Source organism: Nitrosococcus halophilus Nc 4 (assembly GCF_000024725.1).
GTDB classification, from domain to species: domain Bacteria; phylum Pseudomonadota; class Gammaproteobacteria; order Nitrosococcales; family Nitrosococcaceae; genus Nitrosococcus; species Nitrosococcus halophilus.
Map to the genome: position 1 here is coordinate 1,914,279 of NC_013960.1, position 22,059 is coordinate 1,936,337.

Sequence of the window (22,059 nt, forward strand, 5' to 3'; positions counted from 1 at the left end):
TCCGTTGTAATAGGAAGCGACCAAACTTTCTTCACAAGGAGTCGCTCTGATGAACAACTTGCGTTGCCCACGTTGCGAATTATCGCACATTAAGAAAAACGGTCGCACCCACTACAGTAAACAAAATCACGCCTGTCTGAACTGCGGGCGGCAGTTTGTGGCCGACGCCCATCGTATTGACGAGACCACGCGCGCCTTGGTTAAAAAATTGCTGCTAGAGCGGCTGTCGTTGCGAGGCATTTGTCGGGTACTGGAGGTGAGTTTGACGTGGTTGCTGCAGTTTATCGATGAGCTATACGCGCACTTGCCTGATGACCTGGGTGTTCAATCGGTCTCACCCGATCGGGCCATTGAGATGTTTTGTTTAGAAGTCCAAGCCGATGAATTATGGAGCTTTGTTGGCTGTAAAGCGAACAAGCAATGGCTCTGGCTGGCGCTCGATCCCTGCTCGCGCCAAGTATTGGCCTTCTATGTTGGTGACCGCTCACGGATGGCGTACCCGCGATGGGTAAGATTGGCGGCCCATAACACCACGCGCCCCTGTTGAGGAAAATTCCCAACTAAAGCCAGCCCGGTTATTTTGCTGCCCGGATCAACCTTAAATTCAACCGGCTGCGGGTTGGGATCAACCCTATATTTCAGGATGATCGTAAATGGCTGCATCCGATAAACCGCGGCCTTCCCGTCTCGCAACAGCCGTCTTGCCCTTGCTGGGCTGCATGGCATCAACGGTTTTCTATCAGTGTCTAATACAAAAACTCTATTCATTAGCTTTCGCTACTCTAAAAGTTAGGGTTCTCTCGCCAATGTTTGAAGGGTCGTTCAGTCTCGGCATTCGCTCCTGTGTCGCTCCGTAGTTCATTGCCTTTGACCTCAGTGCCTGGGGCTGAGAAATGCACCCCAGGGTGAGTCGCTTTCGCTTCAACTTCAAACGTAGCCCCGAAGGGCTGAGGCTGGTTGAGCCAACCAACTCATTCGGAAAGTTCAGGACGAACTTGGAGAATGAGTTAGGCGACGACTCAACACCGGTACATGCCTTCGTGGGGTTTGACAGTACGTAATATACGTGATACACGTATATTACGTACTGTCCATGAGGCCGCCGACCCTATGAAACAAAATATCACCATCAGCTTGGATAAAGAAATTATTAAAAAGGCGCGCGTACTGGCAGCCAAAAACGCAACCTCGATCAGCCGGCTGATTAGTGATGAACTCACCGCTAAGATCATTCAGGAAGAACGGTATCAACAAGCGCATCGACAGGCGCTGGCCGATCTGAACACAGGCTTTCATTTCGGCGGTAAGGGTATTCAATCGAGAGACGCGCTACATGAGCGATAGATTCTTTATCGATACGAATGTCCTTATCTACGCCTATGACCTGGATGCTGGAGCAAAACATTTAAAGGCCGCCAGCATTGTAAAAACATGTTGGGAACAACGAAATGGTCTTATCAGCACCCAAGTGTTACAGGAGTTCTACGTCAATGTGACTCGTAAGATCCCCATGCCCGTGCCACTGGCAAAAGCGAGAGGTGTGCTCAATACCTATGAGGCATGGCCGATCATTGTCAACGAATTGAGCGATGTGTTGTTTGCGTCCGAATTACAAGAGCGTTATCAACTTTCTTTTTGGGATGCCTTGATTGTTGCGGCTGCCCATAAGGGCAGGGCGACAGTGCTATTGACCGAAGATCTCAATTCGGGCCAGATCATCGCTGGCGTGGCGATCCAAAATCCGTTTCTCTAACGCATCTCAGCGGTTCTTGGCAGTGATTGATGCAAGCTAACTTGTCCGTTCCGACTAGCAAGCAGGATGGCTAACGCTGCTTAGTTTGTCATACCAATTTCATGTAATTTTGCATTGTATAGATGCAGTCTAAACAAGCACTTGAAGCCTTAATAAATTGCATTCTTTGATTAAATTGGTATTACCGGGATCATCTGGAGGGGGAAGTGCGGGATATCGCTTTGGTCCGTTGGTCTTCGGAAGACGGTCCCTCCCAGGCGGGTATTGTGCACGATGACCACTGGGTGATTGAAGGTTGTCCCAGCAACGGCCCCGCGGTGGCTCGTAGTGATGGGTTGACCATGGTGGCCTGGTTTACGGCGGCAGATGGTGTGGGACGGGTACGGACCGCTTTTTGGCCTGATGGGGAGAATCATTTTGGAAAACCCATAGAAGTCGATGCCAATGCCAATGGTTACGTCAATGCCCTCTTGCTGGAAGACGGTTCCGCTCTGGTGGCCTGGAGGGGACGGGCCGGGCCGGTGGAGGAACTGCATCTGGCCCAGGTCCGACAGGACGGTACCGTGCGGGATCGGACCACGATCTATCGCGGTGACTTCCCCCGTTGGCCTAGCCGGCATTTAAGCCTGGCCCAGGTGGGCGATTCGGTGTATGTGGCGTGGCTGGACCCCGAGCAGCAGCGGATACGATTGGTCAACTACCTTCCCTGAAGGAAGAGGCTTGATGGGATCAACGCACGCTACATTGGGCATCGAGAGCGGGTTTCCTGGCTTAACCGCTTACCCGTTGGGCTGGTTGACACCTCTGACCAAGACGCCGCAAAAGCGGAGCAGCCCCATTGTATTAAACGCAGCACCTTGGTCGCTTTGCGATGCTGTCCAGTTATCCGGAGACGTTAAACAATGCCAGTATTTTTAAGCACGAACTGTTTACCCGGTGGGTGCCTAAGTGCAAGCACATTATATCAGAATCATGGGCGCTTCCTCCCCGGACTAAAGTCCAGGGCCTCCGCGCCTGTGCCAGCCTGGGAGGTTTAATCGGTGAAAAGGCCCGTGCCCAGCGACGGCAATGCAGGGCAACCCTGTAAAAGCCGAGTTCGTAGGGGCGGTTGAGCCGTGCGAAACCGACCGCATTACCTGAAAGTCATACTTCCCGTGGTTTTGTTATTGGCCGGCATCGTGACCTCCTGGGCCATTGTCCAATCGCCCCCCGTAGTGGAGACCGCGCCGCCCCAGGTGGAACCCCCTCGGGTAGAGACGGTGGCGGCGCAGCCTAAGTCGGTGCGGTTGAAAGTTCATTCCCAGGGGACGGTAAGGGCCTGCACGGAAATGGAATTAACTGCCGAGGTTTCCGGGAAGGTGGTCCAAGTAGCGCCTGGTTTTAGGGAGGGAGGACTTTTCAATAAGGGCGATCTGTTGGTGCAAATCGATCCGCGGGATTACGATTTGGCGGTTGTCAAGGCCCGGGCGCGGGTGGCGGAAGCCCACGGCCAGCTGCTTCGGGAGGAGGCCAAAGCGGAGTTGGCCCGGAAGGATTGGCAGAGTATTGGCAACGGTGAACCTAATCCCTTGCTGTTAAGGGTGCCGGAGCTGGAAGAGAAGCGAGCTAAGCTCAAGGCGGCCAAGGCCGAACTCGAGGAAGCTCTACTGGATCGGGAGCGCACCGAATTGCGGGCCGCCTTCGATGGTCGGATTCGGGAAAGGTGGGTCGAGGTGGGGGAGTATGTGGAGGAAGGCACCCCCTTGGCTCGGCTGTTTGCCGTGGATAGGGCGGAAGTGCGCCTGCCCCTGGATCCGGCCGAATTGGCCTTTTTGGATCTGTCGTTGGCCTCCCAACAGGACTTGGGGGCGAAGGGGCCCAAAGTCATTCTGCGAGCTTCCCTAGCAGGGAAACGCCACTCCTGGGAGGGCCGAATCGTTCGCACCGAAGGGGTGATCGACGAGAAAACCCGGATGTTGTATGTCGTTGCCGAGGTGCGGGATCCTTACGGCTATTTGGACGCTGCCCAGGGGGCGCCGCTGCCGGTGGGTTTATTTGTGGAAGCGGAGATTGAAGGCCGGACCTTTAATCCGGTCCACCTGCTTCCCCGCCGTGCCTTGCGCCAAGACGGCCAGGTGCTGGTGGTCAATGGCCAGCATCGGGTCAGCTTTCGGGAGGTGGAGGTATTGCGGGTTGAGGGAGAGTGGGCGGTCATACGAGGGAGTTTGCAGCATGGAGGAGGGGCTGATGCCGATTTTGTGGGAGCAAGGGGCGGAAGCCGAGCGAGTGATTCCCCTTGCGGTGACCTTGGCCTTTGGCGTCTTGTTTTCGACTCTGGTGACCTTGGTGTTGGTGCCGGTGGGCTATTCAATCTTCGCGGATATCCGAAGGGGGATAAGGCGTTGGGGCAAAATGGGGTTGCCCTGGGCTTTTCATTGAAAAGGAAGGATCAACTCCACCGAGGGAAAATAGGTGGAAAAGCGGCCTTTGTCACGTGTCATTAGCAGATATTTTTCAACGGCGGCATGAGCACCGATGAAAAAATCCGGCAGCACGTTGCTTTTTAGGCCCTTGTTTTTCCGGTAGTGAAGAAAGGCCTTGCCTGCCAAAAACAAAGCTTCATGGGGCAAGGGTTTGACGGAAAAATCGAGGTGCGCGATGAAGGCTTCCATTTCTTCTATGGTGGTGTAGCCGATGGCACATTCGGCATAAATAATCGGATTGATCACGAACACATGGTCTGCATCCAAACACTCCAAGGTATCGGCGCTCCATGGGAAACACTCGCTTTCCGGCGTAGCCAGATCGGTAAGGACGCAGGTATCGATCAGTACGATTGACATTCAGTCGCCCCGGGTGAGCGCCAGGATTTCTTCCGTACTCATACGCAAGGTGCCTACCTTATGTGCCGTGCGGAATCGGTCGCGTCGGTGGGTCCGTGCCTTGCTGAGATACCAACGCCCGTTTTCATCCCGGACGAATTCGACCTCCGTTTCCGCCGGTCGGATCCCCAGGGCATCTCTGACCTCCTGGGGGATGGTTACTTGGCCTTTGCTGGTAACGCGCATGGTGTTTGTCTCCAAAGTTATAGTATTACTTTATGGTAATACCGACTGTTGAAAGAGTCTAGCAACAAACCGTTCTCGATTTGCGGTGAAGCAACGCCTGCTAATGGTTTTATGAGTGGGATGGAAAATTGTCATTTTAATTGGTAATGGTCGGGGTATCCTGGATACCGTAATAGGCAATTCCCCCATCTCATCGGCTATCCTTACAGCTTTATCCGAGGGACCTAACCTGCAATGCTCGGATGGGGGGTAGTCATCGCTATGGGAAAATTTTCAAAGCGCCTTTTGGGGCTGTTAATCTTGATTTTGTTTCTGTCACCCGTGGCAGCGCTTTTTTGGGTGGTTGAGGACCAGCCTGCCAGCCGTCAGGTGTCGCCGCTCAGGGTAGCGGATGCGCACCAAGTGCACGCTCTAGCCCACCAGTTCAGTCATGCCTTATCAGCGGAGAGGGCTACGACTATCACAGCGAAGGAACACGAGTTGAATAGCCTCATGGCGTGGTTAGCACGGGGTATTCCCCGTTTATCCGGGCAGGTCAACATCACCTCTGCCGGGCTCAATGCTGTTTTGACCCTATCGCTGCCCTCTAATCTCTTGGGCGACTATGTGAATCTGCGTGGCGGGCTGAAACCCTCGATAACAGGACTGCAATTTACCCGGGTTGCTCTAGGTCAGTTGGAACTCAACGGCGATATCACCTTATTCCTTCTTCGCTCCATGCTCAATATAGTCCTGGGTAATGGGCACGGCGCTACTTTGTTGGAGGCAGTGCGAGCGGTGATATTTAGAGGGGAAGAGATGACCCTGTATCTTCGCTCGACGCCGGAGGTAAAGGCCCAGTTGGCCCAACTTGCCGGCAGGCTAGAAAAGATCCGGGATAAAGTGGCGTTGCTTGGTGATCCGGATATTATCCGGATTTATTACACTCAATTGGTTGAAATCCAACGAAGGCATCCGGTTCAAAAGCCGGTTTCATTGGCCCACTATATAGGAGCGTTGTTTCAACTTGCCCGTGAACGTTCTCGGGTTGGAGAAGCCGCAGCAGAGAACCAAGCCGCAATCTTGGCGCTTGCCATCTACTTTGGCGATGCCCGCTTGGAGCGGCTAACCGGTCCGGTGCGAACCGGAGTGCTCCGTACTTATCTCCCCCAAAGGGGGCGGGTGCACTTGGCTAACCGTCGCGATTTAATGTTGCATTTTATTCTCTCGGCTGCCCTTAAGATCGCTGCCGATAAGGGGATGGCGATGGCCATTGGAGAGTTCAAAGAGCTGCTGGATGCTGCCTCAGGGGGGAGCGGTTATAGCTTTGTGGATTTGGCTGCCGATCGTGCCGGGATTCGCTTTGCCGAACAGGCCACTGATCCTTCGGGAGGGGCCGAGTGGTTGCAGAAACAGTTAGCGGGAAACACGGATGAAGCGGTTTTTTTTCCGAAAATAGCTGGATTGCCTGAAGGATTGACTAAACAGCAATTTACGGAGCAGTTCCCTACTGTGGAAAGTCCCGCCTACCAAGCGATGGTTGAAGAGATCGATCGTCGCATTGGGCGCTTGCCTGCCTATGCCAGCGGATAGAGATGGAAAAATGCTTATTATCGAGCGATTGGACCCTTTTAGGGGTCTATGTCAGACTAAAAGTGTTAACTTTCTTTACGGTGAAAGCGGTGGAGCAAGGCAAAGGCAGGAGAAATACTCAAGCGGTGCAGCAACCCCCTGAAACCGACATGATGGCCCAGTATCGTGGGATCAAAGCGCAATATCAGGACGCATTGCTGTTCTTTCGCTTTGGTGATTTCTACGAGATGTTTTATGAGGATGCGGCGCTGGCTTCGCGGGAATTGGATATCGTCCTGACTTCGCGGCCCCAAGCAAAAAATAGCGAGCGGGTACCCATGTGTGGGGTGCCTTACCACCGTTTGGAAACCTATGTGGCCCGCCTGATCGGAAAGGGCCATAAAGTCGCTATCTGTGAGCAGCTAGAGGGAGCCAGCAAAGGCAGGGGGTTGATCCAGCGGGAAGTGATCCGGGTGGTGACGCCGGGCACCTTCTTTGAGGCCGAGCGTCAAGAGGGGGCCTTGGCGGCGCTGTGCTTTGAAGGGGAGCAGATAGGGATGGCGTTGCTGCAACTCGCCACGGGTGAGTTTCTCTTATTGGAGGCCAGCCGGGAAGAGTTGCCGGGGGTATTGAGCCGGTTTCGGCCCCAGGAAATTCTTCTCCAAGAGGGGCAGAGGCTAGAAGCATTGCCCCACTATCAGCCCTTTATTGCCGAGCAACCCGCCGAGGCCTTTATTCCAGAACAGGCATTGACTCTTTTAGCTGACCATTTTGGCCGTGAGGCCATTGCTTCTCTAGTGCCTACTGCACGGCAGGGGCTGGTGGCCGCGGGGGTGTTGCTGGGTTACGTAAAAGAAACTCAAATGGGTTTCTTGCCCCATCTGCAAGTCCCCAAACAGGAGAGCCGGGATCAGTTTGTCTTTTTGGATGCTCAAACCCAAAGAAACTTGGAGTTGGTGGAAAACATTTACCAAGGCACGGAGGAAGGCACCCTGTTGGCTGTTCTGGATCGCGCCCGCACCAGCATGGGACGGCGGCGTCTCAAACGGTGGCTGCTCCACCCCTTGCGGGCAGTCACTCCAATTCAGGAGCGCCAAGATGCGGTGGCTGAGCTGGTGTTAAAACATTCCCTGCGAACTAGGCTGCAAGAGGCCTTAGCCCAAGTCCTGGATTTGGAACGGCTGACTTCACGGATCACCTCGGCAGTGGCCAATCCCCGGGATCTGGTGGCCCTGAGAACTTCATTGGCACCGTTGCCTCTCATCCATGACCTGCTAAGTGCTACTCCCATCCCGTTGCTTCACGGTCTGGGTAGCCAGCTGGATGTTTTGGAGGATCTTCACGCTGAGATCCAGCGGGTCCTGGTGGACGAGCCCAGGGTAACAGTGAAAGAGGGCGGACTGATTCGCCCTGGAGTGTGTGCCGAGTTGGATGAGCTCCATGCGGTGGGGCAGGAGGGAACGGGCTGGCTGGCCAATTATGAGCAACAGGAGCGAGATCGCACCCAGATCGGGAACCTTAAAGTGGGGTTCAACAAAGTCTTTGGTTACTATATTGAAATCACCAAGTCCAATCTGGGCGCGGTTCCTTTGGACTATCAGCGCCGCCAGACCTTGGCCAATGCAGAGCGCTTTATTACCGATCCGCTCAAGGCATTTGAGCAGCAAACCTTACTGGCCCTGGAGCGGGCCAAAGAATTGGAATATCAGCGCTTTGTGGAACTGCGGGATCAGGTGGCCACCCAGGCTGCCCGCTTACGTCAAACCGCTGAAGTTTTAGGCACCTTGGACGGATTGGCCTCCTTAGGGGAGGTGGCCGCCAGCCAAGGCTGGGTGAAACCAGAAGTGAGCGAAGGCCATCACCTGACGATTACGGAGGGCCGTCATCCGGTGGTGGAGTCCTTGAGAGGAGAATTTGTGCCCAATGATCTCCATTTGGGCCAAGACCCTTCTTTTCTCATTTTGACCGGCCCCAATGCGGCGGGTAAGAGCACCTATGCCCGCCAGGCGGCTATTTTGGTGTTGTTAGCCCAAATAGGGAGTTTTGTCCCAGCGGAAACTGCCCATATTGGCGTGGTGGACCGTATCTTCACCCGCGTTGGGGCAGCGGACTTCCTGGCCCGGGGGCTGTCTACCTTTATGATGGAAATGATGGAAACCGCCAATATTCTCCGCTATGCCACCTCTAAAAGCCTGGTGATCCTGGATGAAGTGGGGCGGGGTACCGGCACCTCCGATGGGCAAGCCATTGCCCAGGCGGTGGCGGAAATGTTGGCCCAGGAAATCAAAGCCAGAACCTTATTTACCACCCATTATCATCAATTGGCGGCGTTGGCGGATCGCATTCCCAGCATGGCCAATGCCCGCCTGGCAGTCCGGGAAGAGCAAGAGGAAGTTTCTTTTCTCTATAAAGTGGTTCCTGGCGCGGCCCCTAAGAGTTATGGCATTTATGTGGCCAAGTTGGCAGGCTTGCCCCCTGCTGTGGTTCAGCGGGCCAGTGAACTATTGGCCCAACTGGAGCAGGAAGAAAGCGTTTCTCCCGTTGGCAACGCCAGGGCGGAGGTTAGGGAAGTTCCCCCTCCTTCCGGCTGGCTTAGACGGGAGGCTTTAGTGGCTCGCTTGTTGGAGCTGGATCCTCTGCGCACGACCCCTTTGGAGGCCTTGGAACTGTTGGCGGAGCTCAGGCATTTAGCCCAGTCCTCTTCCCGCTCAGAAGGCTGGGAGGCTGCCCCGGTCATGCCCTTTTCCAAGCAGTCCGGTAAAGGATGACCATCCGTATTCTTTCGCCCCAGGTCCAGCAGTGTATCGCCGCAGGCGAGGTGGTGGCGCGTCCCGCCAGTGTGTTGAAAGAACTCATGGAAAATGCCCTGGATGGGGGGGCTGAAACGGTGCGGGTTAAGGTGCAGGAGGGGGGGCGGCGTCTCATTCAAGTAATTGATGATGGTTCAGGCCTGGCAGCCACTGAGGTACCCCTGGCTTTTGAACGTTTTGCCACCAGTAAAATCGTTCAAATGGAAGATTTGGCGGCGGTGCGCTCCTTTGGCTTTCGCGGTGAAGCCCTGGGGAGTATTGCCTCGGTGTCCCGGCTGCGTCTTCTGAGCCGGGAAAAGGGAACGTTATTGGGCACCGAGGCGCGTTTGGAAGGGGGGCGGATGCTCTCTTTGCAGGAGATGGGGGCGTCGGTGGGAACCCGAGTAGAGGTCTGGGACCTGTTTTATAATACTCCTGCCCGGCAAAAATTCCTCCGTAGCCTGCGGACCGAATACGGCCATATCCTCAACACCTTTACCCGTTTTGCTTTGGCTTTTCCCGAGAAGCACTTTACGCTCACGATGGATGGCCGAGAACTGCACGTTCTTCCTCCGGCTACCCGGGTAGACCGGATCACGGCGCTATTGGGCCAACAGGCTGCTGCCCACCTAGAGGAATTCCACGCCACAGGTTCCTGGGGGCGGTTAGGGGGCTTTGTGATCCCTACTGAGGCACGGGGGCGAAGCCCCCTTTATCTCTTTGTTAACCGCCGCCCGGTGCGTAATGTGGCCCTTTATCGTGCTATTCGGGATGGACTTCAGGAAGCGGGAAGCACCGTACTCTTGTTTCTTGACATTCATCCTTCCCAAGTGGATGTCAACGTGCATCCGGCCAAAGCTGAGGTGCGCTTCCGTGACGAGCAAGCCCTTTATGAACAGGTTCGATCCGCCCTCAAGCAACGAACCTTACCGTGGCAGACGCAAAATGAAAGGGTGGCGGAAGAAGAATCAACCTATGGGGCAACCCAGGGTTTTCGTCTCTTGGGGCAGGTGGAGAATACTTTTCTGGTCACCCTGTCCGAGGGCCAGATCTACCTTTTGGATCAGCATGCGGCCGAAGAGCGGGTCCTTTATGAACGGCTGCAACAGGGAAAAGTTCAACCCCGTGAACTGGTTGCCCCCCAGGTGGTCACCCTTTCCCCGGAAGAACGGGCTTTTGTGGAGACCCATAGGGAGGCCCTTGAGTCCTGCGGATTTGTGGTCGAGCCTCTGGGTCCCCAAGCCCTGGCCTTGCGGGCTATTCCTGATTTTCTCTCCCCACCGCAATCAGGGCTTATTTTCTCCCGCCTGTTACCCCGGGTGCGCAGCCAGAGGGAAGATTTCCAGCAGGCCTTATCCTGCCTGGGGGCCATCAAGGCCGGCGAATCTCTTGCTCCTGAAGCCCAGGAGCGGTTGCTGAATGCCTGGGTCCAGACCGATCATCCCCATGCCTGTGCCCATAATCGGCCCGTGTATTTTCGTCTTTCCTTGGATGAGGTTCGGCGCAAAGTGGGCAGGACGGGCTTGAGCTGCGAGTTCGACACCCCCTCCGGAAAATAATTATTCTCCATTTTTTTCCCTGTAACGAAGCCCTTGTTCCTTCCAGGGATTAGGTCCCGTAACTTAACCTGACCGCTTGAGTCGGTAAAGAGCGGAGATGTCCTCTTCGCCAAAGCCCTTTTCCAGCAATCGTTGATAATCGGTCAGGGCCATTTCGGTAAGAGGCAGGGGGAGACCGAGTTGCCCTGCCATGGCTTTTCCGAGGTGAAGATCTTTATGGTGTAGTGCGACTTTAAAGCCAGGATTGAACTTGCCTTGAAGCATGGTTCCACCCCGTTTTTCCAGAAACCAGTTGCCGGCCGCGCCACTGGAGATCGCGTCGATGACTTTTGCCATGTCCAGGCCCTGGGCTTCACCGAAAGCCAAGGCCTCGGTGACAGCCTCATTGATTCCTGCCGCCATGATCTGATTGACTGCTTTAGTGGCCTGCCCGGTACCGACCTCACCCATGTGCACAATGCGACTGGCCATGGTGTTAAGCACCGGCCGGATTCTGGCTAACGTGGCCCCCTGACCTCCCACCATCATCGCCAGGGTGCCGTTACGGGCCCCTTCCACGCCGCCTGAAACTGGAGAATCCAGAAAATCAGCGCCTTTATCCCGGACAATAGCCGCCGCGCGACGGGCGGTTTCCCGGCTCACAGTGGAAAAATCTACCACTATTTTCCCAGAGGCAAGACCGGGAGCAAGGGCTTCAACCACGGTGAGTACATCTTTGTCGGCGGAGACACAAGTGAATATTGCCTCCACTGCTGCGGCTAATTCCGCCGGTTCTCGTGCGCAGGTGATTTGTAATTCCTGGGCTAAGGTTTCCGCCGTTGCCTGGGTTCTATTCCAGACGGCATCAAGAAAACCAGCTTTTGCCACATTTTTTGCCATGGGCTTTCCCATGGCACCTAAACCGATAAAACCTACCTGCATGGTTCCAATCTCCCCCTAGAATTCTAAATTCCTGGTCGGCGATCCCTATTCTCGAACCTTCTTTTCAAGTTATTCCTTACTGCGGACGGCCAGATACTGCGGATAAACTCAATTTGCTGTTCAGTAAAAGGCCGATATTTTCTGAAGGGGTTTTCGTCGGTAATCCGCGGCAGATTTCTGAAACCAAGCTTAAGTCTCATGCGATACCAGTCTAGGGTATGGATGAAACCGTCTTCATCTATTCCAAGGGCACTCCCACTTTCCGACCAGTCCCCTGAATTGGCGATCATTAATCGGCGCCCGGTTGTTTCATCTCTAAAATGCTCCAAATAGAGCTTGTGAATGTGACCGTTAATTTCACCACTGTAATCTGAGTTTTTAACCGCTTCTTTGACAATGTCTTGGTAACGGCTAATAAATCCTAATTGCTTTTTTAGCAGTAGGTTGGCCCCCCTGTTGGCGGCATGTTTGAATGCATCGACTACAGAAAAATGCTGACCGAGTAGGCCATGGGATAACTGGGTGGCGGATTGATGGAGTGAAAGTCCCAGTTCCCGGGCTTCTATAACAATTTTATGGCCAATATGATACTTGGGGCGCTCTTTGAGATATTTTAATAAATGGGCGTCATGTTGGTCCCCATGACGGATGCGGACCTGGGGATACTCCCGCAGGTCGAGGAGATGTTCATGTTTAAAAATGATGCCAGGATCGCTTTCCCCGAAGGTAACAGGTTGTTGAAACAGTCCATTGATCTTCCGGAAGCGGTGATCATGGTTTCCGGGAATCTGGATTTCTCCTTTTCCTTCAAAGCGCCTTGCCGTTTGGATATCCAGTACCCGCTTTTCCCATTCCGAAATGGGTTTATAAGGAAGATCTTCGATATACCAGCCATCAATAATGTCACCATTTTTTATCAACAGGCTGTAATCGACCCAACTCAAAAATTCATAAAGTAACCTGGCTAAATTTTGTCTCTTAAAGAAGTGGGTATCAGAAATAATGATAATAGGGAAGTAACCCGCACGCAGTTTTTCTAAGGTTTGAGAATATTTTGTTACCCGTGCCACTATTGGTTTAATCTCTTGTTTGAGGCTTCGGCGTGGTCATATATCCCACTTCTTTTGCTGGCAGGGGCAATCATCGTCACCTTGACAGGCGAGGGTAGCGCATATGACGCTACCCTAATCAGACTTTATATCTTGTCAACTCCAGTCCAGCCAGTTGTTCAAGGCGAGTAGCATTAGTGATGATGGCAATGCTCGCATTTTCTGGCTTGAGATACTCCGCGGCGACCCGTTTGAGATCTTCAAGGCGTACCTCTAATATCCGACTACGAAAGCGGCGGCGTTGTTCAGGGGTGCGGCCATAGAGACTATTATAAAAGGCGCTTTTGGCCTCGCCAGCGGGTGATTTAGGTTTGTCGATGGCACTAATAACCCCAAGCAGGGCTTCCTCCACGAGACGCCATTCGTGGTCGTTTTCCAGCAGCCATTGCACAGACCGATCAAAGTCCTCTAGGGTTTCAGTGAGGCGCGGGTCTCGATAGGAAAAGAAGCGAAAGGTCGCACTGTCCGAGTCTTGCCCGCCGCCGCCGCCGTAGGCCCCGCCCTGTTCACGGATTGCCCGGTGGAGGTAGTTATTGCGAAGGAAACCCCCAAGGACCGTCAGGGCCGCAGCATCTGGATGGTCAACAGGTACAGTGGGATAGGCCTTGGCGCAGAAATTAACCTGGGTACTGGTGGTCCAGGCTTGGCGCACGGAGGTGCGTACCTCAGGCAAACGCAGAGGAGTAAAGTTTGCGGCAGCTTCCGGATTGTAGTGCTCGTGTTTGTTCAACGCTGCCAGAAATTCCGAACGGCGTTCTTGTTCCCCGATCACCAGCAATTGACGGGGGGCAGCCAAGAGACGTTGGTGGATGCGGCGGAACTTATCGGCTAGCGCCTCGCAGGCGGTTTTATCGGTGAGACTTTCATCCAGTTCTTGCAGAAGAGAGATCCCGGAGAGCCCACTCAAGCGATGACTGAGGGCCGCCGTGGGGCTCATTCCGCTGGCCGCCGCCGCCATGGCTAGGGCATGGCCGTTGCCGGTAATATGCTCTTCCCAATCAGCGCGGCGTTGGGCAATCACCTCGCGGAGGTGGTCCAACTCATCGAATCGCACCTCTTGTAAGGTGGTTTGCAGTAACTCGGCGAGTTGCTCGTGGTTATGGGCGAGGGCCTTGCCGGAGAGGACAAAATGGCCATTCACCTGTTGGACATCGTCTATCCGCCCCCGTAAGGTGGTGGTGGCGTTGATGCCGCCGCTGACACTATCTTGCCAAGCTTGGGTTTGACGGTAATCCCGATCGCCGACACCCAGTTCCGTAAGGCAAGCGGTATAGTGGGGCAACACCTCCAACAGCTCGTCTTCTAGGTGGGGCATGTCGATGACGATCTGTTGATAGACCAAACCATTGGTGCCTTGATCGAAAAAGGTGGCCGGGAGCTGATGGACGGTTTCCTGAGTACCCTCGGGAATAGTGAGGGTAGGGGGAATGTCTTCGATTCCCACTTTAGGTAGGAGATCAGAATTGTCTTGTTGCTGTTGACGGGCTATAAGCTCAGCAGCGAGTTTCACCACCGCTGCTTTTTGCTCCTCGTCCATGACTGCCCTCAGAGCGGCTAGGCGGGCTTTTTCCGCTTCGGTACGTTGCGCGCTGAGGTGGGAGTTCGGCTTTAGGGTTAAGCGCACCCGGTGGGGATTGTCGAGAAGATTTTCCCGCACTAGGCGCTTGATAAAGTTGGGGTCTTTAATTTCCTGGCGCAGTTTCTCCAGCACCGGATCCAGATTGAGCAGGGCTACGGGATCGCCCTCGTGGATGGCGCTTGGCAGCCCTTCAAGTATTAGTTGAAGGCCGTAGGGCATCCCATCCCCCCCAATCTCCCGTTGGTGCAGCTCCAGTTGGTGAAGCACCGCCTCCACCTGTTCCTGGGGAACGCCTTTCTCGGCCACCTCCTGCAGCACCTCCAGCACCCGTTGTTCCAGTGCCTCGGCATGCTCGGGTTGAGAGCCCTCAAGGCCGCAGAGAAAGCTCATCTCCCGGTTGCTATCTTCCAAGCCACAAAGGGGCGAGGGAGCCGCGCCTAGTCCACAAGTTTCCAAAGCATGGCGTAAGGGGGAGGCGCTGTTATCGAGCAATACCCCGGAAAGCAGATGGGCCTTGAGCTGTTCTTCCAACGCTGTGCTTTGGCCCAGCAACCAGCCCAGCACAAGGTGGGTCTTATGGGTGACGTCTTCGGCGTCCAGGGCATAGTTTTCTTCTACTTGCAGCGGGGCAGTGTAGCGTTTTTCCTCCCCCACCCTAAGATTCATCTCCAGCCGATCAAACTGGGAGAGGGCATGGGATTCGAATTGTTGGTGGTGCTCCTGGGCGGGGATGTCACCAAAGGTCATAAACACCGCATTAGAGGGATGGTAGTGGGTGTGATAGAAGGCCTTGAGTTGGTCGTAACTCAAGTCTGGAATATATTCCGGATCACCACCGCTATTGTAATGGTAGGTGGTGGTGGGGAACAGATGGCTGGAGAGAGTTTGCCAAAGGACGGTTACCGGCCCACTCATGGCCCCCTTCATCTCATTGAGCACTACGCCTTTGAAGACTAAATCAGAGTCAGGATCATGGGGGTTTTCAAATTCTACTCGATGTCCTTCCTGGGAAAAATCCAAGGGATCCAGGCGCGCAAAAAATACGGCGTCCAAGTAGACGCCTAAAAGATTGTTGAAATCCTTTTTGTTTTTGCTCGCAAAGGGATAGGCCGTCCAGTCGGAGCTGGTGAAGGCATTCATGAAAGTATTGAGGGAGCGCCGTAACATCATAAAGAAGGGGTCGCGTACCGGATATTTTTCGCTCCCACAGAGGACGGTATGCTCCAGAATATGGGCGACCCCCGTGGAATCCATGGGAACCGTACGGAAAGCCACCAAAAATACGTTTTCTGGGTTATCCGTCGCCAGATGAAAGTGTTTGGCGCCGGTTTTGCGATGGCGGTACTCCTCAAGGGTGAGGTTAAGGGAGTCAATCCGCTGGCTGCGCAATTTATCGAAGGCAGGATGGTTTGATGAATAGGTTTTGAGGTTGTGGGCAGAGGTGTTATTCATAGAATGGAGTTCTTTATCTGCGAGTGGGAGGCAATCAACTTAAATATCAATTTCTTGTAAAAGCCAACGCTCCAATTCATAAAAGTCCTTGATGGTCGCTTCTGGGGGAGGCAGATCTGCCGGCCAGGGAGTTTCCTGTCGGTTAATCCAGACCGCGCGCATCCCTACCTGTTGGGCAGCGATGACGTCACATTCTGGGTGATCACCGATGTGGACGGCTTGGTGAGGTTCAACACCCGCTTGCTCCAAGGCCTGCCGAAACATGTCCGGCGCGGGTTTTGCCGCGCCCGCTATAGAAGGAGTCAGGGAAAAATGGAAATGAGCCTTTAGGGGGGTGCATTGGACATCAGCGTTGCCGTTAGTGAGCGAGGCGAGACGGTAGGTCCGGGCTAACTTTTCAAGTATGGGGGGGACGTCAGCGTAGGGGGTGACCCAGTTTCGGGCCTCAAGAAAAACCGCAATAGCCTCTTCCGCCAAATCTGGCGAGTCGCCGGCTTCTTCTAGTAGCAGGCGTAGGGAGGTGGCACGCACGGCCGTCAGGTCGTAAGCAATCTCCGCGTATTGCTCCCGGATAAGCCGTCGATGGGTTCGTAAGCTTTCGAGATCATGGATTGCCGTGAGGTATGGTGCCCGTTGTTGCAGCCACTTAAACTGAACTTCTTCAGCTTTTTTCAACACGGATTCACTGGGCCAGACCGTTTCGTCTAGGTCTAGGGTAATCAGAGTCAAAGGGGAAACAGATTTTGATTCCCAGGGAGAGAAGTCGCTCAGTTGCGTCATAGCCATTGCTCAATGCCGCGTAGAGGGTACGGGAGTTTTCACCTGCTCAGCAAATAGTTGCTCCACGTCCACTCGGTCAAAACTGTAGTGGCGATTGCAAAACTCGCAGTCTACTTCAACTGTGCCTTCCTCTTCCAGAATAGCTTCCATTTCCTCTCGTCCCAAAGCGACTAGGGTATTCTCGATCCGCTCCCGGGAGCAACCACAGCGGAAGGAGATCGGTTCCGGCTCAAATAGACGAAGCTGCTCTCCATTGAATAACCGGTAGAGCAATTCTGTACTGGGTAACGATAACATTTCTCGTGCGGTGACGGTGTTCGCCAGCAATGTGATGCGCTCCCAATCCGTCTCGTCTCCTGGCTGGGAGGGTAACTCCTGGAGAAACAGTCCTACCGCCCGGTGCTCATCGGCAAACAACCAAAGGCGGGTTTGAAGCTGTTCTGAACGGGAAAAATAGGTTTGCAGGGCTTCGGCTAGGTTGGTGCCTTCCAGGGAAACAATTCCCTGGTAAGGATCTTTGCCTTCTGTTTGGATGGTGAGCACCAGGCGTCCGGAACCGTATATTTCTGGAAGCGATCCCCGGGGGACCTCGCCATTCCAGCGGGCTAATCCACGTACGGTTCTATGGTGAGTGGCTTGTGCCACCAGGGTTTTCAGGGGGCCTTCGCTCTGGGCTTGGAGAATAAGGGAACCCTTAAATTTAATGGTGGCCGAGAGCAAAACCGTAGCCACTAACGCCTGACCAAGCTGGGACTGTACCGCAGAAGGGTAGTCATGGCAGGTAAGCACGGCCTGCCAGCTAGCATCAAGTTGGACCAGCTCACCTCGGATCCCGAGCTCTTCGAACAAGAAGCGGTGTAAATTATCCCGATCAATCATTAAGGAAACTTATCAAATTCCAAATGGACTATACACATCAATAAAGGTTTATTAGACACACTTTTAGACTAGAGTTCAATTGTATTTGTTCTGTCCTCTAAGCTTTTTTATTGCTGATCAAGGAGCTGAGACTATGGACCGATATCTCCTGCTCTTAAGTGTTTTGCTGGTACTGACCTTGGGCGCTTTTTTTATGGGCTTTATCCACTATCCCATAGGATGGCTGATCCTGACCGCTCTGCTGATTATGAGGGTGGGTCAACTTAAAAAACAGAAGCACAAAAATTGAGGCAGAGAAACCAAGCAAAATAAAAAGGCGCTCGGAACTTATTCCCTGTTCCGATGCGCCTGAGAGGTTGGGAGGCTACCCTTCGCAAGGTTTTTTTTGTTTATCTACAGGCTTCTATATCAATAAGTGTAATTGCCCCCTCTAAGTATAGTATAAGAAAATGAGGTGGGTAGGAAAGTTTTAGGGATTTCTTGGGACGGTTAATGATGTAAGGTTAGGGGCATTGCCTATAAGTTGCTGTATTAGTATTGTTTTGCCGGATACGCGACGCTTAATCCGGCCTACGGGCGGTTTATGAGTGCCTCCTTGTAGGCCGGACCGATTCGCCGGGAGCGAAACGGGACCTCCCCAGGAGGCCCGAAGGGGGCGCGCGCATCAACGCGCATCAATAAGGCCTTGAGGCCGTTTCCGGCAAGGTCATTGCCCGCAACGGATAGGCTCAGCCTCCCCTTCATTTGCTCAATTCTCCCCATTTAAAACACGACCCGTTTTTAGCACAATGCTAGTGCGAGTAGCAGGGAAGGCATAGGCTATAAATGGAGGGGGGAGCAGGGAGTCTATTCCCTGCCCTTAATAACCCTTAGTTTAGCTTGAGAAGCCTTTTACTCTTCGAGAAAACTACGCAGGGCTTTGGAGTGGCCCAAGCGCCGAAGCTTGCTCAAGGCTTGGGCTTCGATTTGCCGAATTCGCTCCCGGCTCAAATCGAATTGTTGAGCGACTTCCCCTAGGGTATGGTCAGTATCCATACCGATCCCAAAGCGCATGGCGACCACCTGGGCCTCCCGGGGGGTTAGGGTTGCCAGCAATTGTTGAGTCCCTGCCTGCAAGCCAGCGCTGATGGCGACCTCCATGGGATTCGGGACCTGCTCGTCTTCCATGAGCTCCCCTAGCTGAGAGTCCTCATCTTTACCTAGAGGCGTTTCCAGGGAGATGGGTTGCTTTGCAATCTCATGCATGTGATGGATCTGTTGCTCGGATAGGGCTAGGCGTTCAGCCAATTCCTCTGGACGGCCTTCGCGGCCTTTTTCCTGCCGGAGTTGGTAGGAAGCCCGGTTGAGCTTGCTTAGTTTCTCCATCACATGGACCGGGATACGGATGGTGCGGGACTGATCATCGATAGCCCGGGTAATCGCCTGCCGGATCCACCAGTGGGCATAGGTAGAGAACTTATAGCCCCGGCGGTAATCGAATTTGTCCACTGCCCTCATCAGGCCGATATTACCTTCTTGGATCAAGTCGAGAAAGGTTAACCCCCGATTGCGATATTTCTTCGCTACCGAGACTACCAGACGTAGATTGGCTTCTACCATTTGTGCCTTGGCCCGCTGGGCTTGAATTTGCCCCCGGGTCAAGCGCCGATGGACCGTCTTGAGTTCGGCCAGGGGAAGACCTACTTCGATCTCCACCTGAGTTAGAACTTTTTGGGCCGCTCGAATTGTTTCGGCCTGGGCTTGTAGTGGCTGTCGGTCCTCCTGACCGACGGCTAAGAGATCCTCAACCCATTGGGGGTTAGTGGCATTACTGGAAAAACTTTGCCAAAAGTCCTCCTGGGACACCCCCCCCTGGTGGATACAGCAGCTCTTGAGCACCTGCTCCTGAGTTTGCACTTTTCTTATCCACTCTTGCACGGGTTGAGCCAGTTGCTTGAGCCGAGCCGGGACGAGGCGAAGGAGCCCGAATTCCTGGGCGAGTTCTCCTCGTAGTTCCCTTGCCTGAGCGCTTGCCACCCCCTCTCGGGTTAAAGCTATTTCTAGCTCCGAGTGGAGGGTCCGGATACGGGATAAATGCTGGCTAACTTTCTCTAAGTTTAAGCCTTTTGTATCCTCTGTCTCGGTTTCTGGGGTTGTTGTTTCCGTTTCAGTAAAGCCAATCAGCCAGTCTGTCAAGCGCGCTTCGCCAGCGTCTGCTTCGTCGGCCCAACGCAGTAGTTCGGCCGCTATGGCTGGACAACTGCCTAAAGCCTCAGTACTTTGGCTTAATCCTGCCTCAATCGCTTTGGCCAAGGCGACTTCTTCCTCACGGGCAAGCAAGGCATGGGCTCCCATCTCCCGCATATAGGTGTTAACCATATCGCTGATGGCCCCGTCCGAGGATAAGACCACCTCAGCCGTTTCTTCTTCCGATTCTGTCCCGTTCTTGAGCAATAATGCAGGATCTATTTTTTCATCAAGTTCTTCGAGATCCTGGTCATGGAAAAGATTGACAACGGCCTCGGCCTCGTCACTGTCTTCCACTTCCTGTACGATGTACTCCTGTAGCTCCTCCTCAGTCAGCAAACCTTGCGCCTTGCCCTTGAGAATAAGCCTTTTTAGTTCCTCTTGTCTCATTTCAAAATCCATGGACCTATTCCCCTGTATTATTAATACACGATACTTTTAAAAACTTTTACCATTGACTATATTGATAAGCAGGGATCTGGTCCCCGCATGGTGGCCTTCTATCGTGAAGGCAGCGGTATTCTTCACTCTGGGATCGGCCCGAAGCGGTAGCGGCGCATTTTCCACCCTGGAGTGGAAATACAGGCCGCTGCCATAGGGGTGCCTCGTTCCCTGGTCAGACGCTCATATTTGACTAGGGCCGCAGTGATTACGCCTGGAATTTATTCCGCTTTTCAGTGAGAATTCCTTAAGTGGGCTGATAAAATGGATGTCCCTTTTACCAGCGGCGATTCACGCTTTTTATTCCCACTCTTGCTGTGTTAACCTACGGTATCAAACTCATCGATGAAGATGAGGCCCTAGCGCGTACTCCCAGTGGGTTTTAAATGGCTCCCGTGTGAGTATATTCACAGCAAAGATCCTCCCCCCATATCATCCCAATCTAAACTCACTATATTGCCTGAGTATTTCCTTAAGCGGTAGCACCAGAAGGCAATAAATGATAGAACCGCACCTCCTAATTTAGTGCGAGGATAATTTCGCTCCGCTGTGCGGCGCTTTTTGATCCCAAGAAAATACCTGATTAATAAAGCTAATCGTTAGATCATAATGAGCTTTAGAAGTTCATAGAAATTTGAAGATTGCTCTAGATTAAGAGAGGGTGTGTGGTCTAATTGGCAAAAAGGGGGCTATATTATTTCTTGTTTAACCTGCTCCCACAATTGCCGCCACTTTGTGGCGGAGAGCAAGCCGTTCGATTGCCTGCTGATGGTGCTGGAACGCCTCATCATGAAAAGTAGCGCACTCCACAATGGGAACGCCGTGCTGAATAAGCTCCTGGGCTTTCCCAAGTACTTCCTCTGTGGGGACACAGAGGAGCGCTGCATCCACTTTTGCGAGCTCAGAGGGATGGGCAACCGAGGGGATTTTTTGGAGCCGGTAGCGGTTCCATGACTCGCTCGGCCCGGCGCGCAATGCCAGCTAGGGTAAGCTGCTCCTCAGTCAAAATCCTTTCTGCACAGGCCTTGCCCAATCGGCCAAAACCAATAATAGCCACAGGTAACGGTTTCATTGCCTAAATAATCTATATTTATAGGTTATCGCCACTTTTCCGTTGAGCCGCTATTGATTCCCTATTTAGCAAAATCGGTTGCCGACTGCAATACCACAGAGGCCAATGGGTTAGGGGCGGCAGTTTGCGCCGCAGCGGATACAGAAAGTGTCCGTCGCCTACTGGGGCTGCCATGGGGTTCGATTTGGGCCATGGCTAGCGATCTTGGCTAGAAAAAACGGCCGTGATCTTGAATTGGGGGACCTATTAGGATGGAAGCACTCCATGAGGCACAACTCTACGAAACATTGCCGAACAAGCAGGTCCACTGCACTTTGTGCCCCCATGATTGTCGGATTCCGGAAGGGGGACGCGGTGCCTGTGCTGTGCGCTTCAACCACGAAGGCAAGCTGTATACACTGGTTTACGACAAAATCGTGGCCCGGCGTATTGACCCTGTTGAGAAAAAAACCCTTTTTCACTTCTACCCTGGATCTACGGCCTATTCCATCGGGACTGTGGGCTGCAATTTGAGGTGTACTTTTTGCCAGAATTGGGACATCTGCCAAATTCGTCCACTCGGTGGGGCCGGAGGTGCCTTGGCATGTCTCCCAGTTTTATCCGGCCTATAAGATGCTTGATAAATCTATCACTCCAGTAACGACCTTAAATCGAGCTATGAAAATCGGTAAAGCGGTGGGTTTGCGTTATGTCTACCAGGGTAATGTCCCTGGCGAGGGGGGTGAGAATACTTACTGTTACCAGTGCCAGAGACTTCTCATTGAACGGTATGGCTTTTTTATTCGGGCTAATCGGATACGCGCAATGGATGCTGTCCTTACTGTGGGATAAAGATTGACGGTGTGGGAATGTCGTCGTCCCATGAGTAGTAGGGGCACGTCGCGCCGTGCTCCTACCGCCG

General features: G+C 53.5%; 23 protein-coding genes. 12 read left to right on the top strand and 11 right to left on the bottom strand.

Features of this window, described 5'->3' with window-relative positions; all coding sequences use genetic code 11:
• The first annotated feature begins 49 nt into the window (after window positions 1–49).
• Window positions 50–547 (top strand): IS1 family transposase, encoded by a 498-nt coding sequence (locus NHAL_RS09020; protein ID WP_238985485.1) that lies wholly within the window; start codon window positions 50–52, stop codon window positions 545–547.
• Here the strand turns inward: NHAL_RS09020 and NHAL_RS20370 are convergent.
• The gene (locus NHAL_RS20370; protein WP_083761385.1) at window positions 469–768 is read right to left on the bottom strand and encodes an RRXRR domain-containing protein; all 300 of its coding nucleotides are present in this window, start codon (window positions 766–768) and stop codon (window positions 469–471) included. The genes NHAL_RS09020 and NHAL_RS20370 overlap by 79 nt on opposite strands.
• A gap of 342 nt (window positions 769–1,110) precedes the next feature.
• Between NHAL_RS20370 and NHAL_RS09025 the strand changes: the two genes are divergently transcribed.
• From NHAL_RS09025 to NHAL_RS21930, 4 genes are all read left to right on the top strand, one after another.
• Window positions 1,111–1,344, top strand: a complete 234-nt coding sequence (locus tag NHAL_RS09025; RefSeq protein WP_013032846.1) for a DUF6364 family protein — start codon at window positions 1,111–1,113, stop codon at window positions 1,342–1,344.
• On the top strand, window positions 1,334–1,753 hold the full coding sequence (locus NHAL_RS09030; protein ID WP_013032847.1) for a PIN domain-containing protein: 420 nt from the start codon (window positions 1,334–1,336) through the stop codon (window positions 1,751–1,753). The genes NHAL_RS09025 and NHAL_RS09030 overlap by 11 nt, the downstream gene beginning before the upstream one ends.
• A gap of 206 nt (window positions 1,754–1,959) precedes the next feature.
• Window positions 1,960–2,463 carry a hypothetical protein gene (locus tag NHAL_RS09035; RefSeq protein WP_013032848.1) on the top strand — a complete coding sequence of 168 codons (504 nt, stop codon included), beginning with the start codon at window positions 1,960–1,962 and terminating at the stop codon, window positions 2,461–2,463.
• A gap of 405 nt (window positions 2,464–2,868) precedes the next feature.
• A complete protein-coding gene (locus NHAL_RS21930; RefSeq protein WP_013032850.1) occupies window positions 2,869–4,236 on the top strand; it encodes an efflux RND transporter periplasmic adaptor subunit in 1,368 nt (455 codons plus the stop codon).
• Here the strand turns inward: NHAL_RS21930 and NHAL_RS19800 are convergent.
• Window positions 4,165–4,575, bottom strand: a complete 411-nt coding sequence (locus NHAL_RS19800) for a type II toxin-antitoxin system VapC family toxin (protein ID WP_013032851.1) — start codon at window positions 4,573–4,575, stop codon at window positions 4,165–4,167. The genes NHAL_RS21930 and NHAL_RS19800 overlap by 72 nt on opposite strands.
• Window positions 4,576–4,800, bottom strand: a complete 225-nt coding sequence (locus NHAL_RS09050) for an AbrB/MazE/SpoVT family DNA-binding domain-containing protein (RefSeq protein WP_013032852.1) — start codon at window positions 4,798–4,800, stop codon at window positions 4,576–4,578.
• 261 nt (window positions 4,801–5,061) lie between these two features.
• On the opposite strand from NHAL_RS09050, the gene NHAL_RS09055 reads away from it, so the two are divergent.
• The 3 genes from NHAL_RS09055 to mutL are packed head-to-tail and all read left to right on the top strand — an operon-like array spanning window position 5,062 to window position 10,699.
• Window positions 5,062–6,372, top strand: a complete 1,311-nt coding sequence (locus NHAL_RS09055) for a YfiM family lipoprotein (RefSeq protein ID WP_157862530.1) — start codon at window positions 5,062–5,064, stop codon at window positions 6,370–6,372.
• A 2-nt stretch (window positions 6,373–6,374) separates the two neighbouring features.
• A complete protein-coding gene (gene mutS / locus NHAL_RS09060; protein ID WP_013032854.1) occupies window positions 6,375–9,119 on the top strand; it encodes a DNA mismatch repair protein MutS in 2,745 nt (914 codons plus the stop codon).
• On the top strand, window positions 9,116–10,699 hold the full coding sequence (gene mutL / locus NHAL_RS19805; RefSeq protein ID WP_013032855.1) for a DNA mismatch repair endonuclease MutL: 1,584 nt from the start codon (window positions 9,116–9,118) through the stop codon (window positions 10,697–10,699). The genes mutS and mutL overlap by 4 nt, the downstream gene beginning before the upstream one ends.
• 63 nt (window positions 10,700–10,762) lie before the next feature.
• On the opposite strand, the gene NHAL_RS09070 is transcribed toward mutL, so the two are convergent.
• The 5 genes from NHAL_RS09070 to hslO form a co-directional block, all read right to left on the bottom strand.
• On the bottom strand, window positions 10,763–11,620 hold the full coding sequence (locus tag NHAL_RS09070; RefSeq protein ID WP_013032856.1) for an NAD(P)-dependent oxidoreductase: 858 nt from the start codon (window positions 11,618–11,620) through the stop codon (window positions 10,763–10,765).
• Between the two features lie 23 nt (window positions 11,621–11,643).
• Entirely contained in the window at window positions 11,644–12,564 is a 921-nt protein-coding gene (locus tag NHAL_RS09075) for a hypothetical protein (protein WP_338040063.1), read from the bottom strand.
• Window positions 12,565–12,808: 244 nt separating this feature from the next.
• The gene (locus NHAL_RS09080; protein WP_013032858.1) at window positions 12,809–15,760 is read right to left on the bottom strand and encodes an insulinase family protein; all 2,952 of its coding nucleotides are present in this window, start codon (window positions 15,758–15,760) and stop codon (window positions 12,809–12,811) included.
• 39 nt (window positions 15,761–15,799) lie between these two features.
• Entirely contained in the window at window positions 15,800–16,540 is a 741-nt protein-coding gene (locus tag NHAL_RS09085; protein ID WP_013032859.1) for an HAD family hydrolase, read from the bottom strand.
• A 9-nt stretch (window positions 16,541–16,549) separates the two neighbouring features.
• Entirely contained in the window at window positions 16,550–17,419 is an 870-nt protein-coding gene (gene hslO, locus NHAL_RS09090; RefSeq protein ID WP_013032860.1) for an Hsp33 family molecular chaperone HslO, read from the bottom strand.
• 133 nt (window positions 17,420–17,552) lie between these two features.
• Here hslO and NHAL_RS21565 point away from each other — a divergent pair, with 133 nt between their 5' ends.
• Window positions 17,553–17,708: a hypothetical protein gene (locus tag NHAL_RS21565; protein ID WP_013032861.1), complete on the top strand. Its 156-nt coding sequence runs from the start codon at window positions 17,553–17,555 to the stop codon at window positions 17,706–17,708.
• 602 nt (window positions 17,709–18,310) lie between these two features.
• On the opposite strand, the gene rpoD is transcribed toward NHAL_RS21565, so the two are convergent.
• From rpoD to NHAL_RS21070, 3 genes are all read right to left on the bottom strand, one after another.
• A complete protein-coding gene (gene rpoD, locus NHAL_RS09095) occupies window positions 18,311–20,047 on the bottom strand; it encodes an RNA polymerase sigma factor RpoD (RefSeq protein WP_013032863.1) in 1,737 nt (578 codons plus the stop codon).
• Between the two features lie 744 nt (window positions 20,048–20,791).
• Window positions 20,792–20,977: a Ku family protein gene (locus NHAL_RS09100; protein ID WP_157862531.1), complete on the bottom strand. Its 186-nt coding sequence runs from the start codon at window positions 20,975–20,977 to the stop codon at window positions 20,792–20,794.
• Between the two features lie 10 nt (window positions 20,978–20,987).
• Window positions 20,988–21,158, bottom strand: coding sequence for a hypothetical protein (locus NHAL_RS21070; protein ID WP_157862532.1), 171 nt, complete (start codon window positions 21,156–21,158; stop codon window positions 20,988–20,990).
• A gap of 53 nt (window positions 21,159–21,211) precedes the next feature.
• Here NHAL_RS21070 and NHAL_RS21075 point away from each other — a divergent pair, with 53 nt between their 5' ends.
• Genes NHAL_RS21075 through NHAL_RS21940 form a run of 3 tightly spaced genes read left to right on the top strand, consistent with a single transcriptional unit; the run spans window position 21,212 to window position 21,989 of the window.
• Window positions 21,212–21,370 (top strand): hypothetical protein, encoded by a 159-nt coding sequence (locus NHAL_RS21075; protein ID WP_157862533.1) that lies wholly within the window; start codon window positions 21,212–21,214, stop codon window positions 21,368–21,370.
• Between the two features lie 39 nt (window positions 21,371–21,409).
• Window positions 21,410–21,769: a hypothetical protein gene (locus tag NHAL_RS21935; RefSeq protein WP_238985486.1), complete on the top strand. Its 360-nt coding sequence runs from the start codon at window positions 21,410–21,412 to the stop codon at window positions 21,767–21,769.
• Window position 21,770: 1 nt separating this feature from the next.
• Complete coding sequence (locus tag NHAL_RS21940) at window positions 21,771–21,989, top strand: hypothetical protein (RefSeq protein ID WP_238985487.1); 219 nt, start codon at window positions 21,771–21,773, stop codon at window positions 21,987–21,989.
• Window positions 21,990–22,059: the final 70 nt, after the last annotated feature.